The 23,626-nt window shown below is 62.5% G+C and carries 18 protein-coding genes; 10 read left to right on the top strand and 8 right to left on the bottom strand.

Annotated elements, in window-relative coordinates; all coding sequences use genetic code 11:
* Positions 1–6: 6 nt before the first annotated feature.
* The 3 genes from pncB to BM194_RS18820 all read right to left on the bottom strand — a co-directional run bounded on the left by pncB (position 7) and on the right by BM194_RS18820 (position 2,230).
* Complete coding sequence (gene pncB, locus BM194_RS18830) at positions 7–1,209, bottom strand: nicotinate phosphoribosyltransferase (RefSeq protein WP_092850125.1); 1,203 nt, start codon at positions 1,207–1,209, stop codon at positions 7–9.
* An 82-nt stretch (positions 1,210–1,291) separates the two neighbouring features.
* Positions 1,292–1,729 carry a thioredoxin TrxC gene (gene trxC, locus BM194_RS18825; protein WP_092850097.1) on the bottom strand — a complete coding sequence of 146 codons (438 nt, stop codon included), beginning with the start codon at positions 1,727–1,729 and terminating at the stop codon, positions 1,292–1,294.
* A 69-nt stretch (positions 1,730–1,798) separates the two neighbouring features.
* Positions 1,799–2,230 (bottom strand): DUF4383 domain-containing protein, encoded by a 432-nt coding sequence (locus BM194_RS18820; protein ID WP_092850093.1) that lies wholly within the window; start codon positions 2,228–2,230, stop codon positions 1,799–1,801.
* Between the two features lie 265 nt (positions 2,231–2,495).
* Between BM194_RS18820 and BM194_RS18815 the strand changes: the two genes are divergently transcribed.
* From BM194_RS18815 to BM194_RS18785, 7 genes are all read left to right on the top strand, one after another.
* Positions 2,496–3,962: an aldehyde dehydrogenase family protein gene (locus BM194_RS18815; protein WP_092850090.1), complete on the top strand. Its 1,467-nt coding sequence runs from the start codon at positions 2,496–2,498 to the stop codon at positions 3,960–3,962.
* 163 nt (positions 3,963–4,125) lie between these two features.
* A complete protein-coding gene (locus tag BM194_RS18810) occupies positions 4,126–5,946 on the top strand; it encodes an ABC transporter transmembrane domain-containing protein (RefSeq protein WP_092850087.1) in 1,821 nt (606 codons plus the stop codon).
* 105 nt (positions 5,947–6,051) lie between these two features.
* Positions 6,052–6,990 (top strand): GGDEF domain-containing protein, encoded by a 939-nt coding sequence (locus BM194_RS18805; RefSeq protein WP_092850085.1) that lies wholly within the window; start codon positions 6,052–6,054, stop codon positions 6,988–6,990.
* Between the two features lie 70 nt (positions 6,991–7,060).
* Positions 7,061–7,912 carry an AAA family ATPase gene (locus BM194_RS18800; protein WP_092850081.1) on the top strand — a complete coding sequence of 284 codons (852 nt, stop codon included), beginning with the start codon at positions 7,061–7,063 and terminating at the stop codon, positions 7,910–7,912.
* A 3-nt stretch (positions 7,913–7,915) separates the two neighbouring features.
* Complete coding sequence (locus tag BM194_RS18795) at positions 7,916–9,091, top strand: vWA domain-containing protein (protein ID WP_092850078.1); 1,176 nt, start codon at positions 7,916–7,918, stop codon at positions 9,089–9,091.
* Between the two features lie 180 nt (positions 9,092–9,271).
* Positions 9,272–9,913 carry a hypothetical protein gene (locus BM194_RS18790; protein ID WP_092850076.1) on the top strand — a complete coding sequence of 214 codons (642 nt, stop codon included), beginning with the start codon at positions 9,272–9,274 and terminating at the stop codon, positions 9,911–9,913.
* Entirely contained in the window at positions 9,910–10,653 is a 744-nt protein-coding gene (locus tag BM194_RS18785; protein ID WP_092850073.1) for a DUF3307 domain-containing protein, read from the top strand. Before BM194_RS18790 ends, BM194_RS18785 begins: the two co-directional genes overlap by 4 nt.
* 10 nt (positions 10,654–10,663) lie before the next feature.
* On the opposite strand, the gene BM194_RS18780 is transcribed toward BM194_RS18785, so the two are convergent.
* On the bottom strand, positions 10,664–11,233 hold the full coding sequence (locus tag BM194_RS18780; protein WP_092850071.1) for a helix-turn-helix domain-containing protein: 570 nt from the start codon (positions 11,231–11,233) through the stop codon (positions 10,664–10,666).
* 108 nt (positions 11,234–11,341) lie between these two features.
* Between BM194_RS18780 and BM194_RS18775 the strand changes: the two genes are divergently transcribed.
* Positions 11,342–12,544 (top strand): benzoate/H(+) symporter BenE family transporter, encoded by a 1,203-nt coding sequence (locus BM194_RS18775; protein ID WP_092850069.1) that lies wholly within the window; start codon positions 11,342–11,344, stop codon positions 12,542–12,544.
* Between the two features lie 201 nt (positions 12,545–12,745).
* Here BM194_RS18775 and BM194_RS18770 read toward each other — a convergent pair whose 3' ends face one another.
* The 3 genes from BM194_RS18770 to BM194_RS18760 form a co-directional block, all read right to left on the bottom strand.
* Positions 12,746–13,630: a transglutaminase family protein gene (locus BM194_RS18770; protein ID WP_092850068.1), complete on the bottom strand. Its 885-nt coding sequence runs from the start codon at positions 13,628–13,630 to the stop codon at positions 12,746–12,748.
* Positions 13,627–16,173, bottom strand: coding sequence for a circularly permuted type 2 ATP-grasp protein (locus tag BM194_RS18765; protein WP_177223468.1), 2,547 nt, complete (start codon positions 16,171–16,173; stop codon positions 13,627–13,629). Before BM194_RS18765 ends, BM194_RS18770 begins: the two co-directional genes overlap by 4 nt.
* A 192-nt stretch (positions 16,174–16,365) precedes the next feature.
* Positions 16,366–19,689: a transglutaminase family protein gene (locus BM194_RS18760; protein ID WP_092850063.1), complete on the bottom strand. Its 3,324-nt coding sequence runs from the start codon at positions 19,687–19,689 to the stop codon at positions 16,366–16,368.
* A 196-nt stretch (positions 19,690–19,885) separates the two neighbouring features.
* On the opposite strand from BM194_RS18760, the gene BM194_RS18755 reads away from it, so the two are divergent.
* Positions 19,886–21,340 (top strand): circularly permuted type 2 ATP-grasp protein, encoded by a 1,455-nt coding sequence (locus BM194_RS18755; protein WP_092850060.1) that lies wholly within the window; start codon positions 19,886–19,888, stop codon positions 21,338–21,340.
* Between the two features lie 5 nt (positions 21,341–21,345).
* Positions 21,346–22,332 (top strand): alpha-E domain-containing protein, encoded by a 987-nt coding sequence (locus BM194_RS18750; RefSeq protein ID WP_092850058.1) that lies wholly within the window; start codon positions 21,346–21,348, stop codon positions 22,330–22,332.
* A gap of 5 nt (positions 22,333–22,337) precedes the next feature.
* Here BM194_RS18750 and BM194_RS18745 read toward each other — a convergent pair whose 3' ends face one another.
* The gene (locus BM194_RS18745; RefSeq protein ID WP_092850056.1) at positions 22,338–23,414 is read right to left on the bottom strand and encodes a zinc-binding metallopeptidase family protein; all 1,077 of its coding nucleotides are present in this window, start codon (positions 23,412–23,414) and stop codon (positions 22,338–22,340) included.
* Positions 23,415–23,626 lie beyond the last annotated feature (212 nt).

Genomic DNA, 23,626 nt, shown 5'->3' with positions numbered 1-23,626 from the left:
TGACGCTCAGTGCTGGACGCCGAAGACGCTTTTCAGGTAATTGACGTAGCCACTGTCGCGCGACATGGTCTTGCCCGGCTCGTCGGAAATCTTGGCCACCGGCTGGCCATTGCACGACACCATCTTGAGGACGATGTTCATCGGCTTGACGCCCGGTACGTCACAGGTGAGGTTGGTGCCGATCCCGAAGCTGGTACGTATGCGGCCATCCAGTGCGGTCTTGATGGACATGGCCTTGTCGAAGGTCAGGGCGTCGCTGAAGATCAGCGTCTTGGTCATCGGATCGATGCCCAGCGACTCGTAATGGCGAATGCACTTTTCGGCGAACACCAACGGGTCGCCACTGTCGTGGCGCAGTCCATCGAAGAGCTTGGCGAAGTACAGGTCGAAATCGCGCAGGAAGGCATCCAGGGTAATCGTGTCGGTCAGGGCGATGCCCAGGTAGCCGCGATACTCCTGAACCCAGGCTTCCAGCGCCGTACGCTGGCTGTCGATCAGGCGACTGCCCAGTTGCTGGTGCGCCATGACCCATTCATGCGCCATGGTGCCCATCGGGCAGATGTCATGGCGGCGCGCGATATCGACGTTGCTGGTACCGACGAAGTTACCGGGAAACTCTTTTAACAGCACCTCGACGATGGCTTCGTGCACGGGCTGGGAGAGGCGCCGCCGCGTGCCGAAGTCAGCCAGGTTGAATCCCGCCAGTTGCTCCTCGGTATACTGACTGCGCAACAGCTCCATCTTGTGACGCAGTTGTCTCACTGCCTGGTCGATGGTGACGTCAGGATAAAGCGAACGGTTACGCACTTCGCTGATGATTGCCAGGATCACGATCTCGAACAGAATGCTGTGCGACCATGGCCCGTCGATGACGATGCACAGCTCGCACTCTTCCATGTAGACGTCGACGTATTCCGGACGAAAGCGGAACAGCTCCAGGAAGCGGATGAAATCCGGCGACATATAGGGGAAGGTGCTTAGGTACGCTGACTCCTCGGGCGCCAGGCGCACCGAGGCCAGATAGTCGATCTGCTCACGGATCTCGTCGATATAGGGCTCGAGATCTTCGGCATTACGGCTGCGAAACTCCCACGTCACACTGGCATTGGGATACTTGTGATGCACCCCCTGCATCATGGTCACCTTGTACCAGTCGGTATCCAGCAGGGAGGTGATGATCGGTCCCTGGGTACGGTAGGTCGCAGTCAACGTCGTCTCCGATAGGCAGTCCATGTTTCCCTTGAGTGTACACGTCCTGCCCGCTCGGTTCCGAACTGTCTCCTCCGCCTAGTCAGGCCAGGTGCGGCGTTAGCCACTGCTTGAGCTGCGACGCCTGCATCGCCCCCGCCTGGCGTGCCACTTCCTTGCCACGCTGGAGGACGATCAGGGTCGGGATGCTGCGGATGCCGAAGCGTCCCGCCAGTGCCTGCTCGGCTTCGGTATCCAGCTTGGCGAAGCGCATGCGCGGCTCCAGTTCACCAGCTACCTGGCCGAAGATCGGCGCCATCATCTTGCATGGCCCGCACCAGCTCGCCCAGAAGTCCACCACGACCGGCAACTCGCTGCGACTGACAATGGCATCGTAGTTGGCCGACGTCAGGTCGATGGGTGCTCCCGTGAACAGGGACTGCTTGCACTTGCCGCAACTGGGCGCGTCGTCGAGACGCGCCCGCTGGACCCGATTCATCGCACGGCAATGCGGACATGCCAGCAACAGGGCCTCACTCATTGTGTCACTCCAGACAGTGATTTTTCGGGAATATGATGGCGATACGTCATGACATCAAGCCACATGCCGTTACTGCGGACGGTGATGCATGGGCTCCGCCTTCTGCCGTGCAGGCGGCCCGAACCCGAAATAGCCGGCAACCAGGGTGTTGAGCAGATGCAGCCAGATATCGTTGCCGTAAATCGGCGCCAGTCCGAACAGGACGTTGGTGACAGGGAAAAGCCCCAATATGGTCAGTGCGCCGAAAATGACCGTGTTGGCCCGTGCATAGCTCACTGCCGCCCCGAAGCTCTTGGCTGCAATGATGCCCCATACCCCAATAGCCAAGTGCACCAGGTTGTGCCAGAGGTTGACCGGAAAGATACCCAGCAACTGGCCATGCCCCGTATCTGCCGGAAGCGCCTCAGGGGCTTCCGGGGGAGTCACCAGCCCGGGGATAAACCCCATGATGCCGACCAGGACATAAACGATACCGAAGATGAGCGCGAATTTTTTAACCATGTCGGTTCCCTCCTCATGGATGTGTGATGCCACTCCGACAGGCTAGCAATCCTGGGCAGTACGTCACCTGCAAAAGCCTCTGACGAGCGCAAACAACGCCAAACATGACAAGGAGTTACCTTACCTACAAGTTGGGTGACACGGCGCAATGCGAGTTCACCCAAGTGCGTCATCGCGGTAACTCGACGACACGTAACCCGTGCCAAATACGACTACCCTGACCTCGAGACCCTTGTTCCCAACGCTTCAGCCCAAGGACGACACCATGCCTGAACGTTATCGAGACTTGCAGTTGCTGCCTCTCGCCGGGGAATGGCGTGAGGGCAGCAACGAACGTACCCGGGATGTACTGAATCCCTATGACCAAGGCACTCTGCTGACGTTGTGTCAGGCCGACCGGAACGACATGGACGCCGCCTATCGCAAGGCCAGGGAAGTCCAGCCGGAGTGGGCGGCCATGGGACCGGCGGCGCGTGCCGAGGTCATGCTGCGTGCCGTCGGCATCCTGGATGCGCGACGTGACGAGATCGCCGACTGGCTGATTCGCGAAGCCGGCAGCACCTATCTCAAGGCCCAGCTCGAGATCGATCTGGTACGCGCCGTGACCCTGGAAGCGGCCAGCATGCCCAGCCGCGTACACGGGCATATCTTGCCATCGGAAATTCCAGGCAAGGAAAGCCGGGTCTATCGCGAGCCGCTGGGCGTGGTCGGGGTGATCAGCCCGTGGAACTTTCCCCTGCAGCTATCGCAGCGCTCGGTCGCCCCCGCGCTGGCTGTGGGCAATACGGTCGTCATCAAGCCGGCCAGCGACACGCCGCTGACCGGCGGGCTTCTTCTGGCGCGCATCTACGAGGAAGCGGGGTTGCCTGCAGGCGCATTGAGCGTGGTCGTCGGGCCCGGCTCGGAAATCGGCGACGCCTTCGTCGAGCATCCAATTCCCAAGCTGATCTCGTTTACCGGCTCCACCCCTGTCGGCAAGAACATCGGCAAGCTGGCCACTGGCGGCGACTGCATCAAGCATGTCGCGCTGGAGCTGGGGGGCAACGGACCGTTGGTGGTCCTCGACGATGCCGATATCGACCGGGCCGTCGATGGGGCGATCGCAGGCAAGTTCCTGCATCAAGGTCAGGTATGCATGGCGGTGAACCGAATCATCGTCGCCGACGCGTGCCATGATGCCTTTGTCGAACGCTTCGTCGAGCGTGCTCGCCAACTGCCTATCGGCGATCCAACCCGGCAGGACACCGTAATCGGACCGATCATCAATGCCAAGCAACTGGACTCGCTGCGCGACAAGATCAAGACCGCCAAGCAAGAGGGCGCCGAAGTACTGCTCGATGGCGAGATTCAAGGGCAGGTCGTGCCACCCCATGTCTTCGGCAACGTCACCCAGGACATGAATATCGCGAGCGAAGAGATCTTCGGCCCCCTGGTCGGTATCCTTCGCGCCCGGGATGAAGCGCATGCCTTGGCGCTGGCCAACGACACCGAATATGGCCTGTCCAGTGCCGTCTACACCCGCGACCTCGAGCGGGGTGTACGCTTTGCCCGGCGCATGGAAGCCGGCATGACCCATATCAACGACATGGCGACCAACGATTCGCCGAATGCGCCCTTTGGCGGCGAAAAGAACTCGGGCATCGGTCGTTTCAATGGCGATTGGGCCATCGAGGAATTCACTACCGATCACTGGATCACCGTCCAGCACGAGCCCCGCCAGTACCCCTTCTGACGGCCTGGCACCTAGCGTACTGGCCCGATGATCGTTCCCCGGCGCCCATCCGGTATGGCGCCATACTGGCCGGCCTGGCGTATGGTCAGGCCAGCTTGATGCCGTTACGCTGCCACGACATGCCTGCCGCCTGCGCGGCTCCTTCCTTCTGCCTGGGGTTGCCATGAACCAGTCGCGCCCGAACCCGCGTATTCTATTGCGCCTGCTTGGCCTGTTGCGTCCGTATCGGGCCCGCCTGGCGCTTGCCGGCGCAGCCCTGCTGATTGCCTCCGGCAGCGTACTCCTGCTGGGCCAGGGGCTGCGACTGGCCATCGATCAAGGCTTCATGGATCGCAATGCCAGTGACCTCAACCAGGCGTTGTTCGCCATGCTGTGTGTCGTCGGGGTACTGGCCGGCGCATCCGCCCTGCGCTATTACCTGGTGACCTGGATCGGCGAGCGCCTGGCTGCCGATCTGCGCCGCCACGTGTTCGATCACCTGCTGACCCTCGACCCGGCCTTTTTCGAGAACGGCGCTCGCAACCAGGGCGCCGGCGAGATCCAGTCGCGGCTGACGGCAGATACCAGCGTGCTGCAGAGCCTGTTCGGCTCGTCATTGTCGGTGGCACTGCGTAACCTGTTGATGCTCATCGGGTCCGCCATCCTGATGCTGGTCACCCAGCCCTGGCTCAGCGCCCTGGTACTGCTGGGCATACCCGCAACCGTGTTGCCGATTCTGTGGTTAGGTCGGCGTGTGCGTCGTCTGTCGCGGCACAGCCAGGATCAGGTTGCCGAGCTGGGACGCTATGCCGGCGAGACACTGACCGGCATCCGTACCGTCCAGGCTTTTGGCCATGAAGCGGTTGATTGCCGCCACTATGCACGGCATGTCGAGACGGCCTTCGGGGTCGCCGTGGCCCGCACCCGCCAACGGGCCTGGCTGACCGGGATCGCCATGCTGGTGATCTTTGCCGCTGTCGGCCTGATGCTCTGGCAAGGCGGCCATGCGGTGCTGGCCGGCGACATGAGCGCCGGCGAGTTGTCTGCGTTCGTGTTCTACGCCGTGCTGGCCGCGGGGGCGGTCGCGGCCCTGTCGGAAGTCGCCGGCGATGTGCAACGCGCCGCCGGCGCTGCCGAGCGCCTGCTGGAACTGCTCGATGCCCGCCCCGTGATCCGTGCCCCCGACAGGCCGACACCGTTGCCTTCGCCGCTGCTCGGCGCCATCGGCGTGGAACATGTGACGTTTGCCTATCCCAGCCGCCGCGACACACTGGCCTTGAACGACGTGACGATCCGGATTCGTCCCGGCGAGCGCATTGCCCTGGTCGGGCCATCCGGGGCCGGCAAGAGCACCCTGCTCCAGTTGCTGCTGCGCTTCTACGATCCGGATCACGGCAGGCTATGCCTCGATGACGTGGACCTTCGCGATCTCGACCCGGCGCAACTGCGCTCGGTCATTGGCATGGTCGCCCAGGAACCGGTGCTGTTTACCGGCTCGGCCGCCGACAACATTCGCTACGGCGCGCCCCGGGCCAGCGACGACGACGTGCGTGCCGCTGCACGCGATGCGAATGCCCTCGGCTTTATCGAAGCATTGCCCAATGGCTTCGATAGCCACCTTGGCCCCGGCGGCGTCCAGCTCTCGGGAGGGCAGCGCCAGCGTCTGGCCATTGCCCGGGCACTGCTGCGCAATCCTCGCGTCCTGCTGCTCGACGAGGCGACCAGCGCGCTCGACGCGGAGAGTGAACGCCTGGTGCAGGAAGCGTTGGATCGGCTCATGAAAGGCCGTACCAGCCTGGTCGTCGCCCACCGGCTCTCGACCGTGGTGTCCGCCGACCGCCTGCTGGTCTTCGACCAGGGGCGCCTGATCGGCGACGGCTCCCACCGGGAGCTACTCGAGACCAATGCCTTGTATCGGCATCTGGCGAGCCTGCAATTCGGAACGACGGCGTCGAAAGACACGGGACAGGAAGGCAAGGATCCCCTGCATATTAATTTACCTTAAAGTAAGTGACCTGCCCGCCGATAGGAAGTGTCAGGAGTTCCACGAATCCGGCCACCGGACACGCCCCGAGGGGTGTTCGATCCTGTCACGAACCAGCGTCGAGCCATGCAGCCCACGAAGAAGAAAAAACCGACTCATTGGCGTTTCCTTGGCACGTTCGCACTGCTGCTTCTGGTTTCCGGCACCTTGATGTGGTGGATCGCTCAACCCCACCTGCTCGATTCGCCATCGGCGGGAGAAGTAGACCTTCCCCTGCGCCTGGCCCTGGCCGGCCTGTTACTTGTCGTGGTGCTGGGTGCGACGGTCGCCTGCCTGCAGCGAGGCTATACCCGCCCTATCCATCAGTTGGTCGATTACGTTCGGGATCAGCGTGAAGGCAAGGCCGGCGAACCACCCACGGCCCTGGTCGGGCGTGATGACGATATCGGGCTGTTATCCCATGAGATCCAGCAACTGCTCGATACGCTTCGCGAGCAGAACGAGCGCTTGCTGAAACAGACTCTCAACGATCCGCTGACCGGCCTGGGCAACCGGCGCCTGCTGGAGCAGCGGCTGGACGTGGCCCTGCCGCTGAGCCGTCGGCGCATGGCGCCGCTGTCTGCACTGATGGTGGATGTCGACCACTTCAAGGATTACAACGACCATTACGGCCATCCCGCCGGTGACGAATGCCTGGTCGAGATCGCCAACGTGCTGCGCGACACGTTCCGCCGGGAGACTGACATCGTCGTTCGGCTAGGCGGCGAGGAATTCCTCGTCGTTTTGCTCGATGTCGACCTCGACGAAGCCATGCGCCTGGCCGAAGCCATGCGCACCATGCTGCAGGCCGTCGGCATCCCCCATGAACGATCCTCTGCGGCACCCGTGGTCACCGTCAGTATCGGTGTTGCCACGGCTCTGCCCGGTACCCCGATCGATGTCGAAAGCCTGATTGCCTGTGCCGATTCGGCGCTCTACCAGTGCAAGGCAAAGGGCCGAAACTGCAGCGTCGGTTCCATCGTTGACCGCCAGATGCTGGAAAACGCCAATCTGCCCACGGCCTGACCTGCCGATAAATTGAGCTACCGACAAGGCTTTCGTACACTCGTTTGACATCTATCGACGAGGAAGGCGAATGGCTTTCGAGGGAACCTCCACCTATGTGGCCACGGACGCGTTGCGCCTGGCCGTGGACGCTGCGGTCACCCTGCAGAGACCGCTACTGATCAAGGGCGAACCCGGCACCGGCAAGACCCTGCTGGCCGAAGAACTGGCGCGCTCGCTGGATACCCGGCTCGTTACCTGGCACATCAAGTCCACGACCAAGGCGCATCAGGGCCTCTATGAATACGATGCCGTCAGCCGCCTGCGTGACTCCCAACTGGGTATCGAGGGTGTGCACGAGGTGCGCAACTACATCAAGCCCGGCAAGCTCTGGGAGGCCTTCGAGGCAGAACGGCGCGTCGTTCTACTGATTGATGAGATCGACAAGGCGGATATCGAGTTTCCCAACGACCTGTTGCAGGAACTCGACCGCATGGAATTTTACGTCTACGAGACCGACCAGACGGTGCGAGCCCGCCACCGGCCAATCATCGTCATCACCTCCAACAATGAGAAGGAGTTGCCTGATGCCTTTTTACGGCGCTGCTTCTTCCATTACATCGAGTTTCCCGACCGCGACACCATGCAGGCCATCGTCGATGTGCACTTTCCCGATATCGACAGGCGCCTTGTCGAACAGGCTTTGGAAGTATTTTTCGACTTGCGTGCTGCCCCCGGCCTGAAGAAAAAGCCTTCGACTTCCGAACTCGTCGACTGGCTGAAACTGCTCATGGCTGACCAGTTGGCCCAGCAAGCCTTGCACGAGCGCGACCCGGCTCGTTCGCTGCCGCCGCTGGCCGGCGCGCTGATCAAGAACGAGCAGGACACGTCCCTGCTCGAGCGCCTCGACTTCATGGCTCGGCGTGACGGGCGGAGGCGCTGAGCCATGTTCATCGGTCTCTTCGACAGGCTCAGGCAGGCGGGTGTCCCGGTATCGCTGCGTGAATGGCTCGACCTGCACGCCGCGGTGGAAAGCGGCGTCGTATTTGCCGACATGGAGGAATTCTATCGTCTGGCCCGGCTGGTGCTGGTCAAGGACGAGCGTTACTACGATCGCTTCGACCGCGCCTTCTCGGCTTGGCATGAAGGCGTCGACACTCTCGATGCTGCACTCGAGGCACTGATTCCGGAGGCGTGGCTGCGCCGCGAATTCGAGCGCTCGCTGTCAGAAGAAGACAAGGCAAGGATCGAGTCGCTGGGAGGACTGGAGGCGCTCATCGAGACCTTCAAGCAGCGCCTCGAAGAACAGCGGGAGCGCCACGCCGGCGGCAACAAGTGGATCGGCACCGGAGGTACCAGCCCCTTCGGGGCCTACGGCTACAACCCCGAAGGGATACGCATCGGGCCAGCCGAATCGCGCCATCGCCGGGCGGTCAAGGTCTGGGAGGAACGCCAGTTTCGCGACTATGACGACGCGCTGGCCCTGGGCCCACGCAACATGAAGATGGCCTTGCGCCGCCTGCGTCGCTTTGCCCGCACCGGTGCCGGGGAAGAATTCGATATTGATGGCACCATCGAGGCGACGGCTCGTGATGGTGGCCTTCTCAATGTGCGTACCCGCCCGGAACGGCGCAATGCCGTGAAAGTACTGCTGCTGTTCGATGTCGGTGGCTCGATGGACGATCACGTGAGGGTCTGTGAAGCATTGTTCGCTGCCTGCCGCAGCGAGTTCAAGCACCTCGAGCCTTTCTACTTCCATAATTGCCTGTATGAAGGGGTCTGGCGCGATAATTCGCGCCGCCACGAGCGGTTTCCCACCCTGGAGTTGTTACGGACCTATGGTAGCGACTACAAGGTGATCGTGGTCGGCGATGCCACCATGTCGCCTTACGAAATCACCCACCCCGGCGGCAGCGTCGAGCATTTCAATGACGAACCGGGCGCCGCCTGGCTGCAGCGCCTGGTCGGCAAGTTTCCTCACCTGGCCTGGCTCAACCCGGCCCCCGAACGCTACTGGGACTATACGCAGTCCATCCGTCTGATAAGAGACTTGGTCGGCGAGCGCATGTATCCCTTGAGCGTTCAGGGGCTCGATGAAGCCGCCCAAACCTTGGTGCGCTAGCGGTCTGGTCGGTCCTGCCGAGTTACATGCGAATACAACTTGGTGCTGCAAGACTGGGCGCGTCACGATATACTGTATATAAATACAGTATATGCAGCACTATACGAGACAATAGCCATATTTTGCTATAAATCTATAAAATAGCTTTTTTTAGCTATAGCCGAGGCAAGGAACTTCACGATGACCAGCATCGGTGTCTTGACCGGCGATGTGGTCGGTTCACAACGCATCCAGGATAAGCAGGCGCTCAACCATGCCCTGGACCATGGCCTGGGGCTTTTGCAGGAATTGATGGACGCACGTAGCGACCGTTATCGCGGTGATGGCTTTCAGGTCGCCATTCCCGACCCCGGCCAGGCCATGCTGGCCGCCATCCTTTTGCGTGCCTCGCTGATTCGTCACTCCCCATCGCGCTCGGCCATGTGGGATGCGCGAATTGCCGTGGCCGTGGGCAAGGGTCGCCTTCCGGACAGCGACCGATTCTCCGATGCCCAGGAAGAAGCCTTCGTGCTCTCGGGACGTCGCCTGGACACCTTGAGCGATGGCCCCGAGCGCCTGGTTATCGTGACTTCGGCAGCCTCCACCGCCAGTCACCTGGCGCTTCTGACGCGCTTCGCCGACGACATTGTCAGTCACTGGTCGAGCTTTTCTGCCGAGGTGGTCTCGCTCAGTCTGTTGCACCATGAATCCCAGCAGCAATTGGCCAAGCGCCTGGGGCGCTCCCAGCCGACCATCAACCGCCGCCTGGCGGCGGCACGCTGGCCGTTGATCCGCGATTACCTGGCGTACATGCATCAGGCACTGGGGAGCGACTCGGCATGATGACCGCATCGATCAGCCCATTGCTGGCCCTGCTGATGGCTCACCTGGGCGGCGACTTTCTGCTGCAGGGCAAGGCCTGGGCACGGAGCAAGAAGACCCTCCAGCATCGTTCGCCGGCGCTCTACAAGCATGCCGGTGTCCATATCCTGCTGAGCCTCGTGGCACTGCTGGTCACACAACAGCCATGGGGTGCTGCGATTGCCGGCGCACTGGTGATCGGTGCGACGCACCTGGGCATCGATATCTTCAAGAGCCACCTGCCGGAGCATCTCGGCTACTTCCTGCTCGATCAGGCGCTTCATGCGCTAGTGCTGCTATCGGTATGGCTGTGGCTCAGCGAGCCCTGGGCGGCGCTGACGGCTCTCGGCCAGTGGTTGCTAAGCCCCGAGACGCTACTCACTCTGCTCGCCTATCTACTGATTACCCGCCCACTGTCGATCCTCATTGCGCTGGTCATGCGACGCTGGAGCGCTCAGGTCGACAATAGCAGCACCCTGGCGGACGCCGGGGCACGTATCGGCATGCTGGAGCGGTTTCTGGTGCTGACTTTCGTGCTGGCGGGCGAATGGACGCCAATAGGTTTTCTGCTGGCCGCCAAATCGGTGCTGAGATTCGGCGACCTGCGCGAGGACCGTGACCGCAAGCTGACCGAGTATGTCCTGCTCGGCACCATGCTCAGCTTTTCGTTGACCCTGATGCTCGGGCTCGGCCTGCGCACCGTGCTGGAGGCTGCCTCATGAGGCGGCAATGTCAGACATCGAGCCGCCGCGGATAATGGATGACATCATGAAAGCGTACGGGCTCCCGATGCCGGTTACGATAACCGTGTGCCCTGTCGGCCGCGAAACGTAACCCCTCGCCAGGCGCCAGCGGTTGCCAGACGCCTTCGACGCAAACTTCCATTCTGCCCTCGATGACGATGACGTGCTCCACCACGCCCCTGGCATGCGGTGCGGATTCACTGAGCGCGCCCGGCGCTAGCTCGATCGCGAACAGCTCGAAGCCAAGATCGGGCTCGAACGGGAATAGCGGCACGACATGCATACCCGGCTCGCGCTCGACCAGCGCCGACTCCCGGCCGTGGCGCAGTAGCGTCCCTTCCGTACCGGCCGGCGTTTCGAGAAACTGCGAAAAGGACACGCCCAGGCCACTGGCAATCTTCCATAATGTCGCCACGGTCGGGCTCGACTCATTGCGCTCGATCTGCCCTAGCATGGCCTTGCTGACGCCGGTCTCCCGAGCGGTGCGATCCAGGCTCCAGCCACGCGCCTGACGCAGCGCCTTCAGCGTGATTGCGATGTGTTGGGTGATTTCCTGCATGCACGGCTCCCGATGCGATACGCCATTGTACGCCAATAACGTGCGGTGGTATGGTTCCCTCGTTCGCGCGCTATAGCGCACGAACGCTTATCACAGCGTGAGGTGAACATGGCGCAGGATACTTCAGCGACCTTACAGCAGCGACCTGCGCTATGGCGGGACATGGCCTGGTCCAGCGTGGTCTCGGGCTTCGTGGCCGTCCTCGTGGGTTATACCAGCTCGGCGGCGATCATCTTCCAGGCAGCGGAAGCGGCCGGCGCCAGCCAGGCACAGATCGGCTCGTGGCTATGGGCGTTGGGAATCGGTACGGGGCTGACGACGCTGGGCTTCTCGCTGCGCTACCGTATGCCCCTGCTCACGGCCTGGTCGACGCCGGGTGCTGCCCTGCTCGCCACCAGCCTGCCGGGCATTCCCATGAGCGAGGCTATCGGCGCCTTCCTGTTCTCGGCCCTGCTGATTACCCTGTGCGGCGTGACAGGACTCTTCGAGCGGGTCATGCACCGTATTCCCCAGGCCATTGCCTCGGCCATGCTGGCCGGCGTCCTGCTGCGATTCGGACTGGATATCTTCGTCGCCATGGAGTCGCGCTGGTTGCTGCCGTTGAGCATGTTCGTCGCCTACCTGCTCGCCAAGCGGCTATGGCCGCGCTATGCCATCGTGTGCGTACTTGCCGTGGGAATCGCTGTCGCCCTGATGCGAGACCTGCTGGATATCGGTAGCGTCGAACTGGCCTTGGCCATGCCGGTTTTCACGATGCCGAGCTTTTCATTATCGACGCTGATCGGGGTAGGTATTCCGCTGTTCGTGGTGACCATGGCGTCACAGAACCTGCCGGGAATCGCTGTGATCCGCGCCTCGGGTTACTCGCCGCCACTGTCGCCACTGATCGGCTGGACGGGCGCCACTACTTTCTTGCTGGCTCCGTTCGGAGGGTTCGCCTTCAACCTCGCCGCAATCACGGCGGCCATCTGCATGGGTCCCGAGGCGCACGACCAGCCGGCCAAGCGCTACACCGCCGCCGTCAGCGCCGGACTATTCTATCTGCTGACGGGGATCCTTGGGGCGACGGTAACGGCGCTGTTCACGGCGTTTCCCCGCGAACTGATCATGGCCATTGCCGGCCTCGCCCTGCTGGCGACCATCGGTTCGGGTCTGGCCACCGCCGTCCGGGAAGACGCGTACCGTGAAGCCGCGCTAATCACCTTCCTGGTAACGGCGTCCGGGGTCAGCCTGCTGGGTATCGGCTCGGCATTCTGGGGTTTGCTGGCGGGATTGGTGGCGCTGGCCGTATGGCGGCGTCCCGAGCCCTGACATCAAAACTTCTGACGGCAACTCGGCGCTAGGCTCTCCAGTACCGGGACGGGGCAGGCCTTCGTGAAGGCGCTATGGATCCATCCCTGGACGCTACATTCGCCATCCATGGCGAATGACCTACACTCCGACCTGCCCCGTCCCTCGTTTGTCGGCTTCAAACTTGTCTGGACCGGTCTCCATAACCGGTCCGAAGAGGCTTCAAGCGGCCTCGGTGACCGGCATCACGTCCACCGCCACGTCCAGGCTATGCTCCCCGCCGCCGCTCATCACGCCGGTCAAAGGCGGTACATCGCCGTAATCCCGCCCCCAGGCAACGACGATATGCTGCTCCCCCGGCAGGCTGCCATTGGTCGGGTCGAGCTCCAGCCACCCCCACCCCGGCAGAAAGACCGCCAGCCAGGCATGCGAGGCATCGGCCCCGATCAGCTTGGGCTGCCCGGGTGGCGGCAGGGTTTCCAGATAACCACTGACATAACGCGCCGCCAGCCCCATGGAACGCAGGCAACCAATGGCCAGATGGGCGAAGTCTTGGCAAACCCCACGCCGTTCTTCCAGCACATGCATCAACGGAGTCGCCAGAGTGGTAAAGCTGGGATCGTAGGTGAATTCTTCGAAGATACGCCGATTGAGGTCCTGAACCGCCTCGAGTAGCGGACGTCCCGTCACGAAGCTTGGCCTGGCGTAGTCGGCCAGGCGGGTGTCGCTGCGAATGAACGGTGAATCGAGACGAAACAAGCGGGCATGCAGGCAACTGCGTTCGGCAGCCCCGGCCAGGGTATCGCGGCAGGTCTGCCAGTCGTCTTTCCATGCCTCGGGCAATACTGGCCGCGCAAACGTCTGCAGGCGCGTCCTGACCGTGACTTCCAGAGACTGATGAATGTCCTGGATGGCGAAATACATGACGCGGTTGCCGAAGAAATCGGTGCGCTCGCTCTGGACAGCCGGCGCTGGCACAACCTGAACCCGGGACGGTTCGCAGCGTTGCCAGGGCAGCTCGCGTGGCAGCATACGTGCCTCGTTGTGGCAAAGTGCCACCGGGGCACTGTATTCGTAGCGCGTCGTGTGGGAGAGCTGATAGATCACGGCTGCACCTGCATCCTGAGCAATTGCCGGGGCGTCTCGGCATGACTGAAATGCGTATGACTGATGGCATCGGAAAGCTGTTCGAGCGGCTCGAGCAGATCGGCGAACAGCGCCGACAACGCCTCCCTTGCCCGTTGCGAGGCATGTACGTCGGACAGCAAGGCGATGTCCGCCAGCTGCAATGTACTCGTCGCCTGCAGGATCAACCGCTGCTCGCGAGAACGGTAAGGCGTGCCGTCCGGCTGCGGTAACCGTTCGATCTGCCGTCCCAGCCGTTTGAGCATGTAACCCACCGAGCGTGGATTGCCTTCGTCGAACAGCAGCAAGTCGAGAATCGCGGTGGGATGCAGTTCGCTGCGATAGCGCCGGCGATAGGCGGTAAAGTTATCGGTCGTGGCCAGCACCACTTCCCATAGCGGGATACCCGGCTCGTGCGCGTCAGTCAACACGCGACGCAACAGTTCGAGCGTGCCGAGTGCGCGCTCGATGAAGCGTCCGATATCCATGAAACGCCAGCCATAGTGATGCGGCATGGTTTCATTGCACAAGCCGAAGAACGCGGCCAACTGGGTAATGTTCTCCTCGCAGGCCCGCCGGCCGGCACTTGCCGAGGGCACCTTGGGCAAGGCTGCAGTATGGCGGCGGAGGTGGTTGATGACACGCCAGGAATCGTCCCCGAGATGATCGCGTACGGCGCGGCAATTACGGAGCATCTGCTGGAAGCACCCCGGCAGGCTGCCGATTGTCTCGTCGTTGAACAGGGTCAATAGTGCAGACCGCAGCGCCAGGAAACGACGCTCGCCCGGGGCCACCTCGGGCATCTCGATCTCCAATGCCTCGAACAGGTCGACCAGCGAACTATCGGCGTATTCGTCCTGCTCCTGTTCAAGCAGGCGCAGAAGCCCCTCGCGCAGCAATCGCGAACGAACGTCCAGACGCTCCCCGTAGCGCCCCAGCCAGAACAGGTTGTCGGCCACCCGACTGGGCAGGTCGACGCCATCGCGGGTAACCACGATCGGTCCGGTGGCTTGGCGAAGCTGGCTGATATGTGGCTGGGGTGTTTCTGCCAATACCCAGACATCCTTGACCACCTCGCTACGTCGCGATGGCAAGCCCGGGCCGCCCACCCAGGCCAACCCGCCGGGCATGGCCTGAAATCCCCATTCGTCACTGTCTCTTGTCGGCGCTTCGCGTGTGACGAACATGCGCAGGTTGAACGGATGCGAAACGAACCTGTGCGCCTCGTCATCGTAGACCGGCACCGTTGCCGACACGATCGGCCGCTGAGCGACATAACGCTCGGGCCGCGCCAGGAGGCTTTCGCGCAGGGCCTCGGCCTGCCTAGGGTTGAGATCCGATACTGTGACCGGCAAGGTGCCCGGGTCGGTCGTGCGCAAGGTCAACTGCTCGAATTGCGCCAGGACCTGCGCCAGCGATACCGGATCGCCGCACCACCAGCTTTCCGGCGATGGCAGGCGAAGCGGCTCGCCAAGCAACCGTTGACAGAGTGTCGGCAGGTAGGGTGCCAACCCGGGATGCTCCAGCACGCCGACACCCAGCGGGTTGGCCATGGCCACGTTACCGCTGCGCGCTGCCTGAACCAGCCCGGGTACCCCAATGACCGAGTCGCTGCGCAGCTCCAGCGGATCGCACCAGGCGTCTTCCATGCGCCGCAGGATCACATCCACCGGCTTCAGGCCACCCAAGGTCCGCATCCACACGCGCCCGTCGCGTACCACGAGGTCAAGGCTCTCGACCAGCGACAGGTTCAGATAATTGGCCAGGTAGGCATGCTCGAAATAGCTGTCGCTGTCCGGCCCAGGGGTCAACAGGACGATATTCGCTTGTTCACGCTGGACCGGGGCCATGGCCGACAGTGCCAGGTGTTCGGTACCCAGGAAGCTGGCCAGGCGACGCAATGGCGCTTCCCGGTACAGGGTTGGCATGGCTCGCGCCAGGATGATGCGATTCTCGAGGGCATAGCCGGCGCCCGAGGGAGCCTGCAGACGATCCGCGAAGACCCGCCACTGCCCTTGCGAATCGCGCACCAGATCGATGCCGTGAAATACCAGGCCGGGCCCCTGAGCCGCCAGGCTCTGATCGCAGGCCAACTGGAACCCCGGATGTCCGAAAACGAGTTCGGGAGGAAGGTAACCTTCGTCGATCAGGCGGCGCGGGCCGTAAAGGTCGGTGAGCAAGGCGTCCAGCAATCGGCTGCGCTGGATCAGGCCAAGCTCGAGTTCCTGCCACTCGGTAGACGAGATTGCCAACGGCAACGGATCGACACGCCAGGTGCGCAGACGCCCCCGCGTGTCGTCGTGCACATTGAAGGTCACACCGTTCTCGTAAAGCAGGCGCTGCAGCTCGTCGGCGCGCTCGGCCAACCCCTGCTCACCCAGCGCCGCCAGCTCGGCAAGCACGCCGCGCCAGTGTTCGCGCAGTTGCCCTTGGGCGGAGAACAGTACGTCAAACTCACCGGCGGGGACATAACCCGCGAGCAGGTTGGCTACGGCATCATCGCCGTGTCGAAGCGGTGCTGCCATCTCGGCTCCGCTGTCTTGAACTTCACCCAGCATCGAAGAATTACCCGTTTGAACGCCCAAACAGGCCGGGATGAAGCGACCTTCCCTGTCCGTTTCCGGCCATCACAGCACTATGCAACAACGATACATGCCGGTTGCGATGAGCTAGGCATCGATTATCCGATACTGGTCCGGCTATCTCGTCGAATCGGCTCAGGCAGGGCGACGCAGATCCAGCGTCAGCGGCAACTCCAGGCTCGGGGTTTCCGGCATGGCCGGCACCTTCCCTTGAGTATGGCCATGCGCCCAGAAACGCGCCAGGCGACGAGCTTCCGCTTCGTTGGCATTGACCGGAAAGGTGTCGTAGTTGCGCCCCGCCGGGTGCGACACATGGTAGGTGCACCCGCCGACCGAGCGCTGATTCCAAGTGTCGATGATATCGAACACCAGCGGTGCGTGCACCGGTATTTGCGGGTGAAGCGCCGATGGCGGCTGCCAGGCCCGATAGCGTACGCCGGCCACCGCTTCGCCGCTGCGCCCGGTCGGATGCAGCGGGACGCGCCGCCCATTGCAGGTCACCACGTAACGCTCACCGCTCATGCCGGTCACCTTGACCTGGAGGCGTTCCACCGACGAGTCGACATAGCGCGCCGTGCCACCGCCGGCACTCTCCTCGCCCAGCACATGCCACGGTTCGATAGCCTGGCGCAGTTCCAACTCGACATTGCGGTAGGTCACACGCCCATGGACTGGAAAGCGGAACTCCAGAAACGGCGCAAACCATTGCGTGTCGAAGTCAAGGCCAGCATTGCGCAGGTCATCCAGCACATCATCCAGGTCGGCCCAGAGAAAGTGCGGCAACAGCCAGCGGTCATGGAGTGCCGTACCCCAGCGCACCAGTTTGCCGCGGTAGGGGCGTTCCCAGCAACGCGCCACCAGCGCACGAATCAGCAGCATCTGCATCAGACTCATGCGCGCATGCGGTGGCATTTCGAAGGCGCGCAGTTCGACCAGCCCCAGGCGTCCGGTTTCGGTGTCCGGCGAATAGAGCTTGTCGATACAGAATTCGGCCCGGTGGGTGTTGCCGGTAATATCGGTCAGCAAGTGGCGCAGCAGGCGGTCCACCAGCCAAGGCTGTGGAACCTCGCCCTCCGGCATCTGCGACAAGGCAATCTCAAGTTCGTAGAGCGACTCGTGGCGCGCCTCGTCGACTCTTGGCGCCTGGCTGGTCGGCCCCAGGAACAGCCCCGCAAACAGGTACGACAGGCTCGGGTGATGCTGCCAGTAGGTCAGCAGGCTACCCAGCAGGTCGGGGCGGCGCAGGAACGGCGAATCGACCGGCGTCGCGCCACCCAGCGTCACATGGTTGCCGCCGCCGGTGCCGGTATGCCGGCCATCGAGCATGAACTTCTCGGTGCCCAGGCGGGCCTGGCGAGCTTCCTCGTAGAGAATCGTGGTGTTCTCGACCAGCGATGGCCAGTCCCCTGCCGGCATGATGTTGACCTCGATCACCCCCGGGTCGGGCGTGATCATGAATTTCTGCAGGCGCGGATCGGCAGGCGGCGGATAGCCTTCGACCACCACCGGCATGCCCAACTCGGCGGCGGTGTCCTCGACGCTGGCCACCAGGTCCAGATAATGTTCGAGCCTGGTCAGCGGCGGCAGGAAGACATGCATGCGCCCCTCGCGCGGTTCGACACACAAGCTGGTATGGATGACCCGCTGGTCGTCATCAAGCGCGGGCTGTTCCTGCCAGTCTTGAGCGGGCCCAACATGGCGATGACGCCCATGCGCTTCATTCTGGGCCGGGCGATGGAACTGGCTATGACGACGCATCACTTCGCCATGCACGTCGCCGAGCCCTTGACGGAATTCGAACAGCGACTGCGGATGAGGCGTGTCCGGGCACTCGCTCCATGGCAGTGCCGTCAGCGGCAGGCGCAGGCCCATCGGTGAATCGCCGGGAATCAGATAGAGATGATCTCGACGCAGGGGCCACGCCCCACTCTCCCAGGCATGCGCCTCGCGAAGCGAGTGACGCAGCGGTAGCGCGAAGCCGGTGATGTCGCCCAGGCCGCGCTCCAATAGCTGCGCCAGGCGACGGCGCTCCTCGTCGTCTTCGAGATCGAAACGGCGCGGGTCGATGTTGACCGGCAGCGTCCGCTCGCGCCACAGGTAGTAATAGGCATCCTCGTAGCCCGGAATCAGGCGCTCGCCGGAAACGCCCAGCCGCCGGCACAACACCTCGGCGAAGCGCCGCGCCTCGGCGACACCATGGTGACCAGCCTGGCGATCGTCGGCCAGCAGAGCCTCGTCACGCCATAGCGGCACACCATCCTTGCGCCAGTAGCAGGCCAACGCCCAACGCGGCAGCGACTCGCCCGGATACCACTTGCCCTGGTGGGTATGCAGCAGCCCCCCTTCGGCGAAGCGACGTCGCAGCCGCTTGACCAGATCGCCGGCGAGGCCGCGCTTGGTCGGCCCCATGGCTGCGGTATTCCATTCGTCGCCGTCCATGTCATCGATCGACACGAACGTCGGCTCACCGCCCAGGGTCAGGCGTACGTCGCTGTCGTTCAGGCGCGCATCGACCCGCTCACCCAGCGCCATGATGCGAGCCCACTGCTCCTCGCTGTAGGGCTTGGTGACGCGCGGGTCTTCATGGATACGCTCCACCTGCATGGAGAAGTCGAACTCGACCTTGCACTCGTCGGTGAAGCCGCTGATCGGTGCTGCGCTCGAGGGTTCCGGTGTCGCCGCAAGCGGGATGTGTCCTTCGCCGGCCAGTAGCCCCGACGTCGGGTCGAGCCCGACCCAACCGGCCCCGGGAATGAACACCTCGGTCCAGGCGTGGAGGTCGGTAAAATCCACCTCGGTGCCGGACGGGCCGTCCAGTGCCTTGACGTCGGCAGCCAACTGGATCAGGTACCCGGACACGAAACGCGAAGCCAAGCCAAGATGGCGCAGGATCTGTACCAGCAACCAGGCGCTGTCACGGCACGAGCCGCTGGATTTCCCCAACGTCTCCTCGCAGGACTGGACACCTGGCTCCAGGCGCACCAGATAACTGATATCTCTCTGCAGGCGCTGGTTAAGCGCCACAAGGAAGTTCACAGTGCCTTGCGGCTCACGCGACACCTGGGCAAGCCATTCGGTCAGGCGCGACCCCTTCTCGCGCACTTCGAGATACGGCGCCAGCTCCTTGCGCAGCGACTCGGGGTAAGTGAAAGGAAAGGCGTCGGCATACTCTTCGAGAAAGAAATCGAAGGGATTGATCACCGTCATGGGTGCGACGACTTCCACATCGACGGACAGCTCACGGAGTTTCTCGGGAAAGACAGCGCGTGCAATGAAGTTGCCGAACGGGTCCTGTTGCCAGTTGAGGAAATGCGGCTCGCCCCCAATGTCGAGGGAGTAGGCCTCGATGGGCGTACGACAGTGCGGTGCCGGCCTCAGGCGGATCAGGTGCGGCGAGAGCTGGACCGGGCGGTCGAAACGGTATCGGGTGCGGTGATGCAGGGCAACGCGAATGGTCATGAAGGACTCCACGGCTCATGCCGGCAGGACGGCGTTTGTCACACTAGCAAGTTGGCCGAAAATCAACACAACGTCGGTTTCAACGCAGCAGCCTGTCGGGCGTGACAATTCTGGTATAGCCTAGTTTACATACCGACAATATCAGCAACTTTGCAGAAACGCGGTCGCCGTTACCGCTCTGGGCGAGGTAGTGCCGATGAGTCTGATCGATTGGAACAGCTATGACAGCAAGGGGTTCTACGACGAATTGCTGGAAGCCCCCGGCCGCCCCCGCCAGGCCGCTATCGAGCTGTGCGATGTGCTGGCCAGCTTCAGTCCCCAGGAACTGGCCGAACGCAAGGCAGCGGCGGAAATCGCCATCCAGACCATGGGTATCACGTTCACGGTCTACTCGGAAGGCAGCATGATCGATCGTGCCTGGCCCTTCGATATCGTGCCCAGGATCATTCCCGCCAATGAATGGCGGCGTACCGAAGCCGGGCTCAAGCAGCGAGTCGAGGCGCTCAACCTGTTCATCGACGACCTCTACCACGACCAGCGCATCGTCAAGGATGGCGTACTCCCCGCTGAAGTGCTGGAACAGTCGGTCAACTTCCGTCCGCAATGTCGGGGCATCGACCCGCCCCACCGGGTCTGGGCGCACATCTGTGGCTCCGACCTGGTGCGCGACCGCGACGGCACCCTGTATGTGCTCGAGGACAATTTGCGTGTGCCGTCCGGCGTTTCGTACATGCTCGAGAACCGCAATGTCACCAAGCGCGTGCTTCCCGAGGTGTTCGCCACGGGCCGCATCCTGCCGGTCGACGATTACACCTCGCAGCTCTACGACATGCTGGCCAGCCTGTCCCCCCGCCCCTACGACGAGCCGCAGATCGTCGTGCTCACCCCTGGCATCTACAACTCGGCCTATTACGAGCATGCCTACCTTGCCCAGCAGATGGGGGTGGAACTGGTCCAGGGCTCGGACCTGGTGGTGGATGACCACGACATCGTCTACATGCGCACCGTCGAAGGCTTGACCCGGGTCGACGTGATCTACCGCCGAATCGACGACATGTTTCTCGATCCGGAGGCCTTCAACCCCGACTCAATGCTTGGCGTGCCCGGCCTGATGCGAGCCTGGCGCAATGGCAAGGTGGCCCTGGCCAACGCACCAGGGGCCGGCGTGGCCGACGACAAGGTGGTCTACGCCTTCGTGCCCAGGATCATCCAGTACTATCTCGATCAGGAACCGTTGTTACCCAACGTGCCAAGCTACCTGTGCATGTTCGAGGATGATCGCAACTATGTGCTTGATCATCTCGACGAGCTGGTGGTCAAGCCGGCCAATGAGTCCGGCGGTTATGGCATGCTGATCGGCCCACGCGCCTCGGCCGCCGAGCGCGAGGAATTCGCCGAACGCATCAAGGCCAACCCGCGCAATTACATGGCCCAACCGACCCTGGCCCTTTCCACCGCTCCGACCTTGTGCGACGGCACGACGGAAGCCCGCCATGTCGACCTGCGTCCGTTCATCCTTTCCGGCCCCGACATCCAGGTCACCATGGGCGGGCTGACCCGCGTGGCCCTGGTCAAGGATTCGCTGGTGGTGAACTCATCGCAGGGCGGCGGAAGCAAGGATACCTGGATCGTCGAGACCGACGAGGAGTAATCGCCATGCTGTCGCGAGTTGCCGAAAACCTCTACTGGACGGCGCGTTACATCGAACGGGCCGAAGACACTGCCCGCCTGGTCAGCGTCAACAGCCATCTGTTGCTCGACCTGCCCCACCACACGGCGCTGGGCTGGTCGACGCTGATCGACATCATGGGCTGTGAATCGCGCTTCGACGAACGCTACGATCGCCGCAACGAGAAGAACGTACTCCATTTCCTGTGTGTCGAACGCGACAATCCGGGGTCGATACTGTCATCGCTGGCCAGCGCCAGAGAGAACCTGCGCACGACACGTGACGTGGTCTCGCGGGAAATCTGGGAGCAGATCAACGAACTCTATCTCGACGTTCGCGAGCAGAGCGACGCCGGCCTGTCGCCACGACGCCGCGATAGCTTTCTCAAGCGTGTCATTCGCGGCTGCCAAACCGTCACGGGGCTCATCGAGGGCACGCTGAGCTACACGGCGACCCGCTGTTTCATCGAACTGGGTCGCAACCTGGAACGTGCCGACATGACCACGCGCATCATCGACGTGCGTTCAGGCAACCTGCTGCCCAAGGATCCCGAGGAACTGCGCCCCTTCGAGAACCTGCAGTGGATGAGCGTGCTCAAATCGTTGACCGGCTACCAGATGTATCGTCAGCAGGTGCGCCTGCGAGTACGTGGCCCGGACGTGTTGCGTTTCTTGCTTCAGGACCGGCACTTCCCGCGTGCCGTGGCCCGCAGTCTGGAGTCGCTCTCCTGGGAACTGCAGTCCCTGCCCCGCCATGATCGCGCCCTGGCGGCGGTCGCCCTGGTCAGGGCCGAGGTGTTGGAAGCCGATGTGCAGTCCCTGGCCCGCTCACCGGACGACCTGCATGCCTTCATCGACGAGTTGCAAATCGGCTTCAACAACATTCACGACGCCATCGCCACGACCTATTTTGCGCGATTCGACGATGTGCCACGCGCCGTGACAGCCGAAGCCGAGGAAGACGAAGAGGATTAGCCACGCTATCGGTGTTTCCCTTTCGTGCATGCGCCGATCACTCCGTGAATGTATTCGAGCTTGTCGCGAATCGCCGGGGTGATCACTTCGGGTACCAGATCCGTCAGGCCCATGTCGCGGTTGAGTTCGTTGACGGCGAGGCCAACCTGCTGGAAAGCGCTCAGAACCGAAGACAGGCGGTCATCATGTTCGACACGCGACAGGCCCAGGTTGCGTGCCGTATCGATCACCGACACGATATCCAGATAGAAGGCAAAGGTCTCGGCAAAATCTTCCCACGGATGCATGGTGGCATATGCCGAGACGAAACGTTCCTGCCAGTTCTCGGGTGGTCCCTGATCGTAGTAACGCTCCAGGGCCTCGCTGTAGGTCGGGTTGTCATGGTCGCCAAATAGTCGACGGCTGTTCTCCTCGTCACGCCCCTTGACCAGGACGTCCCAGTAGTAATGGCCGATCTCGTGACGAAAATGTCCGATCAAGGTGCGATGCGACTCGTTCATGTCGATGCGCAGTCGCTCACGCTCGACGTCGTCGGCTTCCTTGACGTTGATGGTGATGTGCCCCTCGGCATGTCCGGTATAGACCTTGTCCGTGCCGGCCGTGGTTCGCCATAGGCCGGCATCGGGCATGGCATCGGCCATGAACGAAAAGGACAACGGCGGCTCAACGCTCTCCTCGGGCGTGCCATGCGGCAGGCCGAGCAGGTCGAGAGTGTAGAACAGGCGACGCTTGGCGGCTTCCAGCGCGGCCCAGCGTTCGAGATGTCCCGGGATGGAAAGGTCGGGAACCACGTCGTTGTATCGACAGCAATCGCACAGAGCGCTTGCCTCGCCTTCGCCCTCGGCGATATCGCCTTGCATCGCGACCATACGATTGCAGACCTGATGCTCACTATAATTGAGACACTTGAGCAATGCCGCCCCGCAATCCTCGTAGGTACAGCGATACCCGCCCTCGGCCAGCGGTTCCAGCGCAGCGATCCGCGCACAGGCCGGGCACCAGCCTACTTCACGCTCACAATTCAGGCACTGGCTGTTGTCGAAGAACAGCCGATTCCCGCAGACACAGTCGTAGGTTCGCATGACAGGCTCCTTTGTCACGTCCCGGCGGCGTCTACCATTCTAGGTTCAGCGGCGCCATTTGCGAGGTGTTACCGTTGGCTGGCCTGTAGCCACGGGGCTTGATAGGGTGCATTTCATTTCTTGACATCCTCCTCGCCTTGAAAGACGAGGATTCCTGGTTGTCGCCGTCCAGGTTCCTGCTTCACTGTCCGTTGCTCCTTGGGATTACCCGC

It is taken from the genome of Modicisalibacter xianhensis, assembly GCF_900113605.1.
Taxonomy (GTDB): Bacteria; Pseudomonadota; Gammaproteobacteria; order Pseudomonadales; family Halomonadaceae; genus Modicisalibacter; species Modicisalibacter xianhensis.
This window is presented reverse-complemented; position numbering and strand designations above follow the sequence as displayed.